Annotated in this window: 15 protein-coding genes and 1 pseudogene; 7 read left to right on the top strand and 9 right to left on the bottom strand. The window is 65.0% G+C overall.

All coding sequences use genetic code 11. The annotated features are described in order from the left end of the window. Positions 1-254: 254 nt before the first annotated feature. Both ACFWFP_RS21885 and ACFWFP_RS21880 read right to left on the bottom strand, forming a co-directional pair. Positions 255-926: a hypothetical protein gene (locus ACFWFP_RS21885; RefSeq protein ID WP_379297807.1), complete on the bottom strand. Its 672-nt coding sequence runs from the start codon at positions 924-926 to the stop codon at positions 255-257. Positions 927-1,234: 308 nt separating this feature from the next. Then, positions 1,235-1,522 (bottom strand): annotated as a pseudogene (locus ACFWFP_RS21880) (ribonucleotide-diphosphate reductase subunit beta); the annotation flags it as partial. A gap of 628 nt (positions 1,523-2,150) precedes the next feature. On the opposite strand from ACFWFP_RS21880, the gene ACFWFP_RS21875 reads away from it, so the two are divergent. Further along, the gene (locus ACFWFP_RS21875) at positions 2,151-2,864 is read left to right on the top strand and encodes a hypothetical protein (RefSeq protein WP_379297805.1); all 714 of its coding nucleotides are present in this window, start codon (positions 2,151-2,153) and stop codon (positions 2,862-2,864) included. A gap of 98 nt (positions 2,865-2,962) precedes the next feature. On the opposite strand, the gene ACFWFP_RS21870 is transcribed toward ACFWFP_RS21875, so the two are convergent. From ACFWFP_RS21870 to ACFWFP_RS21860, 3 genes are all read right to left on the bottom strand, one after another. Next, positions 2,963-3,259 carry a hypothetical protein gene (locus ACFWFP_RS21870; protein ID WP_379297804.1) on the bottom strand — a complete coding sequence of 99 codons (297 nt, stop codon included), beginning with the start codon at positions 3,257-3,259 and terminating at the stop codon, positions 2,963-2,965. A 206-nt stretch (positions 3,260-3,465) separates the two neighbouring features. Further along, positions 3,466-3,693 (bottom strand): hypothetical protein, encoded by a 228-nt coding sequence (locus tag ACFWFP_RS21865; protein WP_379297802.1) that lies wholly within the window; start codon positions 3,691-3,693, stop codon positions 3,466-3,468. Positions 3,694-3,803: 110 nt separating this feature from the next. Then, positions 3,804-3,968 carry a hypothetical protein gene (locus ACFWFP_RS21860; protein ID WP_379297800.1) on the bottom strand — a complete coding sequence of 55 codons (165 nt, stop codon included), beginning with the start codon at positions 3,966-3,968 and terminating at the stop codon, positions 3,804-3,806. A gap of 191 nt (positions 3,969-4,159) precedes the next feature. Between ACFWFP_RS21860 and ACFWFP_RS21855 the strand changes: the two genes are divergently transcribed. From ACFWFP_RS21855 to ACFWFP_RS21845, 3 genes are all read left to right on the top strand, one after another. Next, positions 4,160-4,717 carry a hypothetical protein gene (locus ACFWFP_RS21855; RefSeq protein ID WP_379297798.1) on the top strand — a complete coding sequence of 186 codons (558 nt, stop codon included), beginning with the start codon at positions 4,160-4,162 and terminating at the stop codon, positions 4,715-4,717. Beyond that, positions 4,714-5,316 carry a hypothetical protein gene (locus tag ACFWFP_RS21850; RefSeq protein ID WP_379297796.1) on the top strand — a complete coding sequence of 201 codons (603 nt, stop codon included), beginning with the start codon at positions 4,714-4,716 and terminating at the stop codon, positions 5,314-5,316. The genes ACFWFP_RS21855 and ACFWFP_RS21850 overlap by 4 nt, the downstream gene beginning before the upstream one ends. 426 nt (positions 5,317-5,742) lie before the next feature. Beyond that, complete coding sequence (locus ACFWFP_RS21845) at positions 5,743-6,939, top strand: hypothetical protein (protein ID WP_379298338.1); 1,197 nt, start codon at positions 5,743-5,745, stop codon at positions 6,937-6,939. A 15-nt stretch (positions 6,940-6,954) separates the two neighbouring features. On the opposite strand, the gene ACFWFP_RS21840 is transcribed toward ACFWFP_RS21845, so the two are convergent. The 4 genes from ACFWFP_RS21840 to ACFWFP_RS21825 all read right to left on the bottom strand — a co-directional run bounded on the left by ACFWFP_RS21840 (position 6,955) and on the right by ACFWFP_RS21825 (position 10,654). Further along, on the bottom strand, positions 6,955-7,404 hold the full coding sequence (locus ACFWFP_RS21840; protein WP_379297794.1) for a cupin domain-containing protein: 450 nt from the start codon (positions 7,402-7,404) through the stop codon (positions 6,955-6,957). 122 nt (positions 7,405-7,526) lie between these two features. Beyond that, positions 7,527-8,753 carry an acyl-CoA dehydrogenase family protein gene (locus tag ACFWFP_RS21835; protein ID WP_379297792.1) on the bottom strand — a complete coding sequence of 409 codons (1,227 nt, stop codon included), beginning with the start codon at positions 8,751-8,753 and terminating at the stop codon, positions 7,527-7,529. A 93-nt stretch (positions 8,754-8,846) separates the two neighbouring features. After that, positions 8,847-9,416 carry a TetR/AcrR family transcriptional regulator gene (locus tag ACFWFP_RS21830; RefSeq protein WP_379297790.1) on the bottom strand — a complete coding sequence of 190 codons (570 nt, stop codon included), beginning with the start codon at positions 9,414-9,416 and terminating at the stop codon, positions 8,847-8,849. Beyond that, positions 9,413-10,654 (bottom strand): cytochrome P450, encoded by a 1,242-nt coding sequence (locus ACFWFP_RS21825; RefSeq protein WP_379297788.1) that lies wholly within the window; start codon positions 10,652-10,654, stop codon positions 9,413-9,415. Before ACFWFP_RS21825 ends, ACFWFP_RS21830 begins: the two co-directional genes overlap by 4 nt. Positions 10,655-10,770: 116 nt before the next feature. Here ACFWFP_RS21825 and ACFWFP_RS21820 point away from each other — a divergent pair, with 116 nt between their 5' ends. Genes ACFWFP_RS21820 through ACFWFP_RS21810 form a run of 3 tightly spaced genes read left to right on the top strand, consistent with a single transcriptional unit; the run spans position 10,771 to position 13,128 of the window. Beyond that, complete coding sequence (locus ACFWFP_RS21820; protein ID WP_379297786.1) at positions 10,771-12,384, top strand: O-antigen ligase family protein; 1,614 nt, start codon at positions 10,771-10,773, stop codon at positions 12,382-12,384. Next, entirely contained in the window at positions 12,326-12,865 is a 540-nt protein-coding gene (locus tag ACFWFP_RS21815) for a carboxymuconolactone decarboxylase family protein (RefSeq protein ID WP_379297784.1), read from the top strand. Before ACFWFP_RS21820 ends, ACFWFP_RS21815 begins: the two co-directional genes overlap by 59 nt. Continuing rightward, the gene (locus tag ACFWFP_RS21810; RefSeq protein ID WP_379297782.1) at positions 12,862-13,128 is read left to right on the top strand and encodes a YdeI/OmpD-associated family protein; all 267 of its coding nucleotides are present in this window, start codon (positions 12,862-12,864) and stop codon (positions 13,126-13,128) included. The genes ACFWFP_RS21815 and ACFWFP_RS21810 overlap by 4 nt, the downstream gene beginning before the upstream one ends. Positions 13,129-13,187: the final 59 nt, after the last annotated feature.

The following is a 13,187-nucleotide window of genomic DNA, read 5'->3' as shown; positions in this document are numbered from 1 at the left end:
AGTGTTGCGCAACAACAACTCCTGGATGAGTACGTCGCGGGCACGCCGAACCAGGCGACCTACGACGATTCCCTGCGCTTTGCCCAGCTTCACCGGCGCGGTCCTTGTACCGCACCGCGAAGGCCACGCGGGGCTCGGACGCGGTGGGCTCCAGCTTTTCGCTACAATTGCGTGATCGCGTGGACGCCAGTTGGTTGTCCGCACATACGCTGGCAATGCAACAACGCCGCCAGTCCTACCCTTTCGGGCAATTATCAATCCTCCAACAAGGCTCTCATGCGAAATGTAACATATCCGTAGCGCGTCTTGTCTCCCCCAACCACACCTGCGGCATTACCTCGAATTCCTGGCAACAAGGCGCCTCCACGAACTACCGCGTCATCAATCGCAAATGGCTCCAGATCCGCTATGTCCAGAGTTGCACTTCCCGGAACATAGTAAAGAGTAACCGGGTTCGCCGATAGAACTTTACATCCGTCCCACACTTTAGCAGCATTATCTCCCATAAGAAGGACATTAACGGCAGGGTTTGGCGTTTTACTAGGACTCGATGTCATCACCATTCGACCGCCTCTAATAGCCTGATCAGGCCTTGTGCTCGAATTATCTATAGCGACCCATACGGAAATGTATACGTCAGCACGAATCGCTATCTCGTCGGCATACTTAGCGTTCGAGACGCCCTCTATTCGGCATTTAACAAAGTTGCGCTCATCTCCAATATAAGGATTATCGATTATGCTATTGAATACCGCAGTAGGGGATGTTTCTTTAACCCTGTACATATCTCGCCCGGGACCCCAGCCGTATTGTTCACTGCGACCAGGGGTTGAGGTCGCAGACGCATCCGCGTCTGAGATAGTGCCGATCTTTAGGTCGGTGAAGTCGCGAACGAGGGCCAGCACAGCGACAACCACAGTGATCATCGTGGCCACCACACCGAGAACGACAGGACTCTTCCACCACGGAGTGGAGGTGGGGCCGGGCGACGTAGACGACGAGGGCTGAGAGGTCGAGGAAGAACTCGAAGGCGTCGGGTCCGACATGCACCCAATTCTCTACGATTCCTGCGACACAGGCGACTTGGTTTGCGAAGACAGGCATGCCGCCAACCGTCCGGCTGGCCGACCATCACGATTTCGGGCGTGCAGAGCTGGACACTCCGCAGAACTCGATTGCGGCACAAGCAGATACCGACGCCCCGCACTTGCGGACGAGGCCCTCCATGGGGGCAGAACTCCCAGTTCTCCTCCACGGTACTGACAGCCGCGCCAATGACGTAACTCAAGCCGGAGCCGGCGAAGGAGTCATGGTTTTCGTCGGCGTTGGGCGATAGAGCGGACAGGATCGCTGGCTTGACCTCGCAGTCATCGCGTGGGAACAGGCTCTCGTAGCCGAGGTTCGTCAAGGCCTTGTTTGCGGTGTACCGCAGGAACTTTACAACGTCGCCGGTGAGCCCAAGCGGTCCGTAGAGGTCGTGCGCGTACTCGACTTCGTTCTCGTAGAGCTCGAACAGCAGCTCGCATACCAGTTCTTGAGCGCATCGGCTTGCTCGCCGTCGAGCTGGCCGGTGCCGAGCTGGCGGCTGGTAGCCCGCGAAAGGAGCAATGATCAAACCCTGTGGATGGCCTGGAGGGGTACCTTCCCGGATGATCTTCGAATCCGAGGGTTGATAAGGCCAGCGCGCCAACGCCGGTCGGGGAGGTACGCCCATGCTCAAGGTAGTCGCCGAGCCGCTCGATACAGATCCGCAGGGCTCGCGCGTGCACAATGTCGGTTGTCGCGGGTGGCGCGAACTCGAACAGACGGACCTATGCTCCAGGAACCCCCCTGCCCGGCGCGCGGGTGTTCGGTAAACGTTCGTTTTCCGAACAACCCCGCGAGGCGCTGGGTGCAGCGTCGGCTCGGTAGACGAGAGATTGCGAAGTCGGCTTCAATGAACACGTCAGCGCGGAAGCGCTCGGCCGCATTCTTTGCGCCCCACCCAGAAACCCTGCTCTCGTGCTGGCCGGTGCCCCAGCGCTGCGCGTCACGGCTCACGAATCTCATGAAAGTGATCGCTGCGAAACATGTTACGAGTACGAACTTTTGGCCGCCGGAGGCGCAGTCCGCTCCGGACGACAGCCCTGTGCGTCCTGGCCGCTACGTCCGTGGCGACCGCAGCATGCGGGGGAGAGGGCCACGCGCCCGGCCAGCAGGCGGCACCGAGCACCGCGGTTCCCGCAAGCGCCACACCGGCCCGGATCGACCTGCCCCTGTGCGAAAGCGTCGAGCCGGTCGCCCCTGCGGCCGCACGCCACGCCGATTGCCGCCTGGTACCCGGTGACGGCAGCGGGTCCTCACTCATCGTCCGTTACACGATCGAGGCGGGCACGGCGAGCGAGTCCGTCGTGGAGATCGATTCGGTCGGCGTCGAACATCCCGTCGTGACCGAGTCCGGGATCAACATCCAGATCTCGCCGCGACTCACCGATCTGGACGCCGACGGCCGCGACGACCTGATCTTGCCCCGCGACACCGTCGCCAACGGTAACGCCACCTATGTCATCTACCGTTCCACAACCTCGGGTTTCGTCCGCGCGGGCACCCTCAGCGGATTCGGCCCCGAACGCACCGACACCGGCTACGTCGCCGTCGCCGCCAAAGGCGGAGCCCGCTTCTGGAATATCGGCTTCTGGAGATTCGACAACGCATCCCAGCTGGTGGCCGAAGCCTTCGTCGAGATCGAATCCGAACAGAAACCTGGCGGAACCGGCCGCAGCACCTGCAAGATCACCGACTCCACGGGACACGCCACCACCGACGAGCTCGGTTCACGGTTCTGTGGTGAACCGATTGTGCACAGGCACACCCCGTTCAAGTAGGGACGCACGGCAGGCACGCCGCTCTGACCCGCTCTTCGTCCACCAACCTCGGCTGTTCACGATCAGGTGTTCGGTAAACGGTCGTTTTCCGAACAGCTCTAACGACAGCCCGGCCGGTCAGCCTCCAGTTCGAGGATCCGGTTTCGCTGATCCTCGAGGATCCTGCGCACACTGGCGATGAGTTCGACGTAGCTCATCTGCATCGGGTGCACGCCGACCACCGCGGCGAGATCGCGGACGTTGAGATTGAGGATCTCGCGGCATGAGTCGTAATCAGCCTGCAGCATCGCCAGCCGCACGGCGATCGGAATCTGTTCGGCGACCCGCGAGCCGTGGGGCGGGGGCACCTGTCCCAACCACGGTGACCACTGTGAGTGGGTGTCGTGCTCGGTCATCTCCGACAGTCGTTGCAGTAGCTCCCGGCAGGCGACTGGCGAGGCGAACACAGTGTCGAGACACCGGTGGTAGTCGGGGGGTTGCATTTGGATGTGATCGCTCATGGCTCACAGCTCCCGGGACTCCGCCTGGTAGCGAAGAGATCCAGCATAGCCAGAGTCCGGCACCACCGGGAGCTGGGAATCTGAGGCGCGGGGGAACTCGGCTATTCGGTTTCCCACTGGGCTTGCTGGGCGAACCGATCCCAGTGTTGGTTCAGCTTCTCGCTCATCGAGGCCGGACCGTCATGGCGGACGGTGAACTCGAAATCAGCCGCGTCGGCTATCGCGCGTAGCTGCATCCACACCAGCGAAGCCAGGTTCGCGTACAGCTCCTCTTCGAGGGGTTCGTCGAACTCGATGGTCAACTTTTTGCGAGGTACGTTCGCGCTCATCCGTTTTCACGCCTCCTGACGGATCTATCCAGTGCCGGGCGATCATAAACGACCACGGCGGCGAAGGACTGCGTCTCAGGCTCGTCGTGCAGACTCGTGCGAGTTGTCGGCTACGCCGGATCCGAACCCTCGTCGGCGAATTCTTCAGGGTTGCTTCCGTCCGTGTTCACGAGAATGAGCCTCGACTGCCTGATGACGATCTTCGAGCCATCCGGCGCGAAGTCCGGGTCATATCCGGCGGCGATCCGCGTGACTCCGGTGCCGTCCGAATTCATCACGTACACCGACGGTCCCGAGGGGCCTCCGTTGTCGGTGAACGCGATCTTCGACGGTATCGGCAAGGCGACCGAGTGGGCCGATGAACAGCGGTGCGATCGACGTCGACCATGGGGCGAGCAGCATCTGCCGTTTGAGAAATGATTTTCGAGGCACTACCGGGGCAAGAGGCTCGTAGAAGGAGAGAACCGTGTCTTCCGGAATCCTGGTAGTTGTCATCGTCATCGTGGTCGTACTCGTAGGTGCGGCTCTTCTGGTGCCGCCATACCTACGCCGGAAGCGTCTACGGGACCGTTTCGGGCCCGAGTACGACCGGGCGGTCGAGCAGACGGAGGATCGCCGCGCCGCCGAACGCGAACTGGCCGAACGCGAACGCAGGCACAACTCGCTCGACCTGCGTGAACTGACGCCCGAACGCAAGAAGGAGTTCGCCAAGGACTGGGCGAGCGTGCAGGAGCGCTTCGTCGATGAGCCCGCCGACGCCGTCGGCGCCGCCGATCGGCTCGTGACGACCGTCATGGCCGAACGTGGCTATCCCACAGAAGGTTTCGACCAGCAGGTCGCCGACCTCTCCGTCGAGCACGCCTCGACGCTGGGTCACTACCGCGACGCCCACCGCGTCGTGGCGAAGCACGCGAACGGCCAGGCGAGCACCGAGGACCTTCGGACCGCCATCGTGCACTACCGCACCCTGTTCCTCGACCTGACCGACGGCCACACCACGCACAAGAAGGACACCGTGTCATGAGCACAGAACACAACCGAACCGACACTGCTTCGCGCACACATGATCTCGATAACCTCAGCGACAACGACCGTGTCGCGACCGAGGCGCGCGGCGAGCACCACGTGATCGACGCCGAGGTCATCGAGCCGGATTCCGGACGCGATCCCCAGGCCTCCCCCACCGTGGACGGCAATACCGAGAGGACCTTCGGCGCGGATACCGCGGACGAGGTCCGCACAGGTCACCGGCGCCACGGCTCCGCCGAAAAGACCGACATCGCCGACGCGAGCGGCGCTGAGCACGAGCCGGTCGTTCAGCAGCAGAGCCCGGCCACCGACACCGACGACGACATCGTCCCGCTGTTCGACGAACAGTCCCTGGAACACCTCCGTGGACGGTGGCGCGACCTGCAGGGCACCTTCGTCGACGATCCCCGAGATGCCGTCCACGAAGCCGACAAGCTTGTCACCGAATTGATCCACGAACTCACCAGCACCTACACCGCTCGCAAGGGGATCATCGCGGACCGGTGGTCGGACAGCCCCGACACCGAGTCGTTGCGGCGCGCGCTGCGCAGCTACCGCGCGTTCTTCAACCAACTCCTCGCCCCCACCGCCTGACCTTGTCGACAGAGAACCGTACGAGCACGGCGCATATGACCGCGCTCGTACGGTCTCTGTCGTCATGGTGACTACGGTTCGCACCGGATTTTCCCGGCGCTCCGCGCGAGCCGTTTCCGTTCAGATCTCCTTCGGTGTGGATTTATCAGCCCTCGGCTGCCTCGACGCCGATGAAGTCAGGAAGCGTCGCATACGATCGACATTCGCAATTCTTACGAGCGTCGACCATTCATTCGATGGGTTTCGCAGTGTGCTTCAACGCATTACGTGGCCGCTATTGCCGTGGTAACCGCACGACCCACCTCGGGTCGGGGTTCGATTCTCTGTCCTGGCACTATGTTGTTGCTCGGATTCTTCGACAGCTTCGAAGGGATCGTCATGCAATCGGTTCTGGCCTCGATCGTCCGTTTGGGTTGCGTGTTGGCCATGATTTCGGCGGCGGTGGGGTTTGCCGCACCAGCCTCCGCGGATCCGCCGGACTCGCCGCTGTGCGCGTGGCGGTTCATGTCCGACAGCACCGTGCTGAATGTGGCTTTCCCCGATGCGAATTCGACGTATTGGCTGATGCCCTACGCGCTGGGGCCGGGTGATTCGATCGAGCTGTCCGGCACCTATCCGGCCGCCCGGTATTTCTCGTTGAACACCTACGGGACCGACCTGGACACCGTGGATACGTTGCGCGACAACCAGATCGTCGCCGATCCGGGCAGCGCCAACCCGTTCGTCGATGCGGCCGCGGCGTCGCTGCCCGCCGCGCAGCGGCGCTGGCACGCCACGTTGGTCAACGGTCCGGCCGACCACAGCCGCAACGAGATCCAGGCTGTCGCGAGTGGGCAGAGCACTCCGATCGGGTTCGTCATCGTCCGTGTCTATGTTCCGACCGACCCGGCTTCGCTCAGTGGCGGCGTGCCACTGCCGGATGTGAAGCTCTCGATCGCGGGTGCCGACGTTCCGGTCCAGCCGTGCGCGCAGCCCTTCGACCCGGCCACCTACACCGGCCCGGTCGCCGACGCCGCCAAGGCCGCCTTCGATCGCGCGATCGCCCAGGCGGCCTCGGGAGCGTTCCCGGGCAACACACCGGAGGCGACGTTCGGGAACCCGGCGAGCACCGCCGGGCTCTTCCCCAACGGTGACAACAAATACATCGGGACGCGCATCAGCTACCAGCCGGGACGGCTGCTGGTGGTGCGCGGCAAGGCGCCGGCCTTCCCGGATACCCGTGCGGGACAATCACCTACCGATCCGAGCCAGCAGGTGCGGTATTGGTCGATGTGCCAGAACGACCTGCGCTCGCCCTACTCCGTTGTCGCCTGCGCGGCCGACTTCCAAACCTCGATCGACGCATCCGGCTACTACACCTATGTGGTCGCCGCACCTGCCGACGTTCCCTCGAACCTCGACCCGAGCGTGACGGTGATTCCGTGGGGCAGCACCGACGTGGACAAGGTGCTGTTCCTGCGGAACATGACCCCGAGCGCGGCGTTCTATCCGAATTCGGTCCAGGCGTCCCAGGACTCCGGTGACAACCCGGCCGACACGATGGGCCCGTACTACCCGGATACCGCCTATTGCGGCACCGAGACGTTCGCCGCGGGCGGCGCCGCAGCGTGCCTGACCGCCTGAGTCCCTGCGCAGTGGCTACGGGCAGTCCGGGGCAGGGGCATCCACGAAGAGTGGTTCCTTCGCGCGGTTGACATAGGCGACGTACAGCTCGGCGGGCTGGTTGCCGAGGTTGCGGCCCACATGGACGTGGTCGGGGCCGACCGTCTCGGACAAGCCCTCGCCGGCGGAGTACGTCGTCGGCACACAGTCTGTCTCGTAGCGGGTCACCTGGCCCGCGGTGATCACGGCGAGAACGTTGCCGTCGTGGTAGTGCCACCCGAGTGTGCCCCCGGGGGCGATGGTGATCCGCCGGAAGGTGAACGTGCTGGGCAACGAGGCGAAGGGGCTGAACGCACTGACATCGACCTGGGCCAGCGGTTCCACGGTCACGCCGGAGGACGGGGTGGCCGAAGACGACGGCGCCAGGGTGACGACCGCGGCGGCGACCACCACGGCGCAGGCACAAGCGTTCCGGTGGATTCGCATCTTCGTCATTATACGAGCGGACTACCTGCGTGAATAGCTGAAAGTAAACCCACTTTCAGGGCCGGCGCCACGAACCGGGCGGCACGCTCCAGGACGGAGCGTGCCGCGAACGCCCTGACGCGCTATCCGGCGGTCAGGGCCTTGGCGATGTGAGTGACCTGCACTTCGTTGCTGCCCGCATAGATCATCAGCGACTTGGCGTCGCGGGCCAGCTGTTCGACCTTGTACTCTGCCATGTACCCGTTGCCGCCGAACAGCTGCACGGCCTCCATCGCGACCTCGGTGGCGGCGCGGGAGGAGTAGAGCTTCATCGCCGATGCCTCGGCCAGGCTCACCTGGTCGCCCGCGGCGGTGCGCTCGATGGCGTTGAACACCATGTTCTGCACGTTGATTCGGGCGATCTCCATCTCGGCCAGCTTCAGCTGGATGAGCTGGAACTGCGCGATCTCCTTGCCCCACAGCTTGCGGGACTTGGCGTAGTCGATGCACAGCCGATGACACTCGTTGATGATGCCGAGCGCCAACGAGGCGATACCGATGCGTTCGGCCGCGAAAGACTCCTTGGCGCTGGCCTTTCCGTCACCCTTCGCCGGGTTCTCGGTCTCGCCGAGCAGACGATCCGGCGTGATGCGGACGTTCTCGAAGAACAGTTCGCCGGTGGGCGAAGAGTTCATCCCCATCTTCTTGAACGCGGGGCTCTGCGTGAAACCGGGCATGCCCTTGTCGAGCACGAACGCCAGCACCTTGCGGTCGCGCCGGTCGACGCCGTCCTCTTCGTCCAGCTTGGCGTAGACGATGGTGACGTCGGCGTGCGGGCCGTTGGTGATGAAGGTCTTGCGGCCGTTGAGGATGTAGTCCTCGCCATCGCGGCGGACGTAGGACTTCATGCCGCCGAAAGCGTCCGAACCCGAATCGGGCTCGGTGATCGCCCAGGCTCCGACCTTGGCCATCGTGACCAACTCGGGTAGCCAGCGCTTCTTCTGGGCGAGCGTGCCACGGCTGCGGATAGTGCCCGCGGTGAGACCGAGGCTCACCCCCATCGACGCCACCAGGCCGAGGCTGACGCCGGCGAGTTCACTGTTGAGGACCACGCCCATACTGCCCGCGCCGCTGAAGCCGCCGCTGGATTTGCCCGCGCCGGCGGTTCCGGCTTCCTCACGGGCGAGGGCCTTGTCGAGCCCCTCCCGGGCCATCTCGTCGAGCCCGAACGTCGCGAACAACGTGCGGATGATGTCGAACGGCGGCAGCGCCCCGCCTTCCAGCGCGTCGATGTGCGGGGTGACCTCCTTGGCGATGAAGCCACGCACCGCGTCGCGAAACATCAGGTCTTCATCGGACCACTGATACATGTCGTGAACTCCCGAGGGATCGCCGGAACTTTCCCTCGAATATAGAACACGTTCTAATTCGAGGGGCGAACCGCGTGCTCGAGCCGGCGGCGGTCAGGCGAAGGTGCGGGTGATGATCGGAGCGACGAAATCCTGGAGCATCGCGCGCTCGTCGGATTCGTCTCGACCGGGAGTGGCCAGGAACGAGACGATGACGCGGGTGAGCCAGCGGGCGAGGCGGCTGCGTTCGGGGTCGCTCAGGTCGGTGTCGGTGAACATGGCCGCCGCCAGGGATTCGATGACATCGGAGTCCTGGCTGATGCGGCCCGCCGCGCCGGAATCGCCCGGCCGGAACCAGGCGATGAGCAGGGGGTCGGCCCGAACCGCTTCGATCGCGCCGAGCATCGCGGCGACGATGCGCTCGCCGGGGTCGGCGATGTGGCGGACCCGCTCGTCGAGGTTCGCCACGATGCGGCGAGTTTCGCGGTGCACGAACGCGATTCGCACCGACTGACGATTGTCGAAGTAGCGATACAGCGTGGCCCTGGAACATCCGGCCGCCTTGGCGATGTCGCCCATGCCGACCGCGGCGACCCCGTGTTCGGCGAACAGTTCGGCGGCCGCGTCGAGGATGCGTTCGGCCGCCAGATCCGCCCGATCGGTGGCCAGCCAGTCACCGCTCATGCCGAGCCCGCCGCACGGAACGGGACCGAGATCGGCCAGCGCACATAGTTACCGTGCGCCCACTGCACCGCGTCGAGGTCGACGGTGAAGTCGGGACAACGGGTGAGGAGTTCCTCGAGCGCGACCCGGGCCTGCATGCGGGCGGCGGCCGCGCCGAGGCAGTGATGGTGCCCGTGACTGAAGGTGAGGATGCGCTTGGGGTTGCGGCGGATGTCGAGTTCGGCTGCGGTGGGCCCGAATTCGCGTTCGTCGCGGTTGGCCGAGCCGTAGAGCAGCAGGACGCGGCGGCCCTCGGGGATGGTGGTGTCGTGCAGTTCGACGTCGCGAGTGGTGGTGCGGGCCAGGCCCTGCACCGGCGAGGTCATCCGCAGGAACTCCTCGATGGCGTCCGGGATGAGCGCGGGGTCGTCGATGAGTAGTCGCCGCTGGTCGGGGTTGGCGGTGAGGAGCTGGACCGCGCCGCCGAGGTTGCCGGTGGTGGTGTCGTTGCCGCCGGTGATCATGGTGAACGCGAAGCCGAGAATCGCGACCAGGCCCTCGTTGTCGCCGTCGGCGCCGAGGCCGGAGGCCAGCAGGTGCGAGATGGTGTCGTCGCCCGGTTCGACGCGGCGGCGGGCGATCAGTTCGCTGAAGTAGCCGACCAGTTCGCCGACCGCGGTGAAGGCGTGCTGGTCACCGGCCGCCAGCCCGGCCCCCGCGACCGCGCCGCCGACGATGTTCTCGGTCCACTCGTCGAACTTGCCGTGATCGTGTTCCGGCACACCGAGATAGTGGGCGACCACCATGGTGGGTAGCGGCTTGAACAGCTCCTTGACGATGTCGCCCCCGCCCGCGGCGCGCAGCCGTTCGATGCGTTCGACGACGAACCTGCGCACCGCGGGCTCGACCGAATTCACCTGGCGCGGTGTGAATCCCGGGGACACCCGGCGCCGGAAATCGGTGTGCTCGGGCGGGTCCATGAAGACGAACGGCTTGACGGCGCCGAACCCGGCGGTCACCAGATCGACGTAGTCCACGGTCAGTCCCGACGCGGAGGAGAAGGTCGCTGGGTCGCGCGCCGCCGTCCACACATCGGCGTGCCGCGACAGCACGTAGAAGTCGTTGTCGGTCTGCTCGGCGGGGATCACCCGGTGCACAGGGTCGTGCTCGCGCAGGGCGGAATACATGGACCAGGGGTCACGCCAGGTTTCTCCGGAGCGAAGCTCGAAGCCGACCGCATGAGACGTCGTTGAACTCATGACTCCAAGATAAGACAAATGAACCCAACTGTCTAACGAATGGCGGTGATTGCCGGTGCGAAGCACTCTGACTTGTCACCAGAAGATCGCCTGCTGGTGGCGATCCGGAAATCCTCATGCGGGACATATTGCGGATGAGTTATCCCGGCCCGGCAGCGCAGGCGCCACCGCGTGCACCTGCGAGGGTCGTTATCGCGCGCGCGACCGCCCTGCTGTGCCTGGGCGCGATCGCGCTGGAATGCGTCGCCGACATCGTGCCCGACGAGTCGATCTTCTGGATCGTGACACCGACCCGCTCGATCATCGGTATCGGGCTGCTCGCGGTGCTGTGCACCGGCGAATCGCGGTGGCGCACACCCGCCGATATCCCGCTCGCACTGCTGGTGTTCTCGTCGGCGGTGGCCAATTACCTGGCGGGACAACCCTGGTCGACGTGGCGTGGACTGCTCACGAGTGTCGCTGTCTACTACCTCGCGGTCGGTGTCCGCCGGGTCGTGCCCGACTCATGGCCCGCGATCGCGTTGCTCGCGCTGGCCTGCACCACGATCGCGAGCATCGTCGCGTTGCAGCAGGTCGTGCAGGAAACCCCGACCGGATTCTGCCGGGGTTCGCTCGACGGCTCGCACGATATCTGCGGGGCCGACACCATGATTCGCGCCGTCGGCACCTTCTCCAATCCCAACCTGCTCGCCGCGTATCTGGTTCTGCTGTTGCCGGTCGCGGCGGCCGCTTCGGCCTCGCTGGCCAATATGCGCGCACAGTTGGTGAGTGCGGGACTGGTAGCGCTCGGATATCTGGCTGTCGTGCTCACCGGGTCGCGCGGCGGAGTGGTCGCCGCGCTGGCGGGATTGGTGGTTTTCGCGTTCCTGCGACGGCTGCGACCGGGTAAACACGCGACAGCCGAGCGATGGGTGCCCTGGTTGTTGCCGATCGGGGTGGCGATCGCCGCCGCCGTCGCGTTCGTCGTGGTCATCACCCGTGGCAAGGTCGGGGTTCGGGCCGACGTCTGGACGGCAGCGGTCGACATAGCCGCGAACCATCCCCTCGGGGTCGGGCCCGGCCGCGCCGGACCCTGGCTCAACGAGGTGATCGACAGCCCGGAGGAGTTCCATCACACGCACAACATGTGGTTGAACTACGCCGTCGAATCCGGTGTCGGCGGTCTGCTCGCGGTCGTCGCGCTCACCGTCATCGGCCTCTGGATCGCGGTCACCGCCAGTGCCGCGGGCTCCCTCACCGCTCCCGCCGCGGCCGCGGGCCTGAGCGGTTTCCTCGCCGTCAGCCTCGCCGACCACCCGGCCAACCACCAGCGCATCGCCTTCGCGGCGATGGCGATGCTGGCGATCCTGATCGTCGACCGATCCCGGCGCGCACCCGACCGGGTCGTCATCGACGCCCAGCCCTTCCGCGCGGTTTCCCTCTTCGACGAGACAATGCCGCTGCCCCGCAACATTCTGGCGTCGATGCCCCCGCACCTGATATCGCCGCAGCCTGGGCCACGCGCGAACGTCCCGCGCCGAAACCCCGATCGGCTGACCCGCGACACGCACCCCACCCGGCCTCGGGTCCAGCCGCCGAGTCACGAAAGGGAGGCAGATCACCCTGGGGATCGAGGGGCTCCCGGCGTAGGTTCGTGGGTGAACGAATCGTCGGCACGAAGGGGTGTTATCGATGCGGGTGGTCAAGCGATTCAGGGGATACGCCCAGGTGATCGGGCAGGCCCGGCGTAACCGTGGGGATCTGGCCGGATGGCTCGGGCGACGGCCGCAGATCGCGGCGGCGACGGTGACCTATGAGACGGCGTTGCTGTTCAGCAACAAGCTCGATCCTCAGCTCAAAGAGCTGGCCGAGCTCAAGACCGCGGGTTTGGTGGCGTGCCAGTTCTGCCTCGATATCGGGTCGGCGCTCGCGCACACCGCCGGGCTGACCGAGCAGCAGCTCACCGATCTGCCCCGGTACCGGACCAGCGACGCCTATACCGAGCTGGAGAAGCTGGTGATCGCGTTCGCGGAGGCGATGACGGTGACACCGGCGGTCGATATCGAGGAATTGCGGGAAACGCTGCTCACCCACCTGTCGAAGGCGCAACTGGCCGAGTTGGCGGCGAGCATCGCGTGGGAGAACCAGCGGGCTCGGCTCAACCAGGGGCTGGGGGTGCAGCCGACCGGGATGGCCGATGGGATGGCGTGTGCGATGCCGGAACCCTCATGAGTAGGCAACAGGTGCCCGGTGGTGTGGTGCACGAGTTGCCCGACGACCTGCGTACGGCGCTGCTCGCCGATCCGGTGGTGCTCAGTGCCTGGCGCGACATCACGCCGCTGGCCCGCAACGAGTTCATCTGCTGGGTCGAGGACGCGAAACAGGACTCGACCCGCGAGCGGCGAATTCGGCGCACCCGGGAGGAATTGGAGGAGGGCCAGCGGCGGCCGTGCTGCTGGCCCGGATGCAAGCATCGTGAGCGCACCGGGAGCTGAACCGAAAGATTTCATGAATCCGTCAAGATTTCTGTCGGCGGCGCCTGCGAACATCGCGG

Source organism: Nocardia sp. NPDC060249, from assembly GCF_042728755.1.
GTDB lineage: Bacteria > Actinomycetota > Actinomycetes > Mycobacteriales > Mycobacteriaceae > Nocardia.
The sequence above is the reverse complement of the archived record's forward strand: the minus strand, read 5'-3'. Positions and strand labels throughout refer to the sequence as shown.

What these genes read in the sequence shown, in the direction of transcription:
- ACFWFP_RS21870 (WP_379297804.1), bottom strand. Translation starts at nt 3,259, where the DNA reads ATGACCGAGCACGACACCCACTCACAGTGGTCACCGTGGTTGGGACAG.
- ACFWFP_RS21865 (WP_379297802.1), bottom strand. Translation starts at nt 3,693, where the DNA reads ATGAGCGCGAACGTACCTCGCAAAAAGTTGACCATCGAGTTCGACGAA.
- ACFWFP_RS21850 (WP_379297796.1), top strand. Translation starts at nt 4,714, where the DNA reads ATGAGCACAGAACACAACCGAACCGACACTGCTTCGCGCACACATGAT.
- ACFWFP_RS21830 (WP_379297790.1), bottom strand. Translation starts at nt 9,416, where the DNA reads ATGAGCGGTGACTGGCTGGCCACCGATCGGGCGGATCTGGCGGCCGAA.
- ACFWFP_RS21815 (WP_379297784.1), top strand. Translation starts at nt 12,326, where the DNA reads ATGCGGGTGGTCAAGCGATTCAGGGGATACGCCCAGGTGATCGGGCAG.
- ACFWFP_RS21820 (WP_379297786.1), top strand. Translation starts at nt 10,771, where the DNA reads ATGCGGGACATATTGCGGATGAGTTATCCCGGCCCGGCAGCGCAGGCG.
- ACFWFP_RS21840 (WP_379297794.1), bottom strand. Translation starts at nt 7,404, where the DNA reads ATGCGAATCCACCGGAACGCTTGTGCCTGCGCCGTGGTGGTCGCCGCC.
- ACFWFP_RS21860 (WP_379297800.1), bottom strand. Translation starts at nt 3,968, where the DNA reads ATGAATTCGGACGGCACCGGAGTCACGCGGATCGCCGCCGGATATGAC.
- ACFWFP_RS21845 (WP_379298338.1), top strand. Translation starts at nt 5,743, where the DNA reads ATGATTTCGGCGGCGGTGGGGTTTGCCGCACCAGCCTCCGCGGATCCG.
- ACFWFP_RS21810 (WP_379297782.1), top strand. Translation starts at nt 12,862, where the DNA reads ATGAGTAGGCAACAGGTGCCCGGTGGTGTGGTGCACGAGTTGCCCGAC.
- ACFWFP_RS21825 (WP_379297788.1), bottom strand. Translation starts at nt 10,654, where the DNA reads ATGAGTTCAACGACGTCTCATGCGGTCGGCTTCGAGCTTCGCTCCGGA.
- ACFWFP_RS21835 (WP_379297792.1), bottom strand. Translation starts at nt 8,753, where the DNA reads ATGTATCAGTGGTCCGATGAAGACCTGATGTTTCGCGACGCGGTGCGT.
- ACFWFP_RS21885 (WP_379297807.1), bottom strand. Translation starts at nt 926, where the DNA reads ATGATCACTGTGGTTGTCGCTGTGCTGGCCCTCGTTCGCGACTTCACC.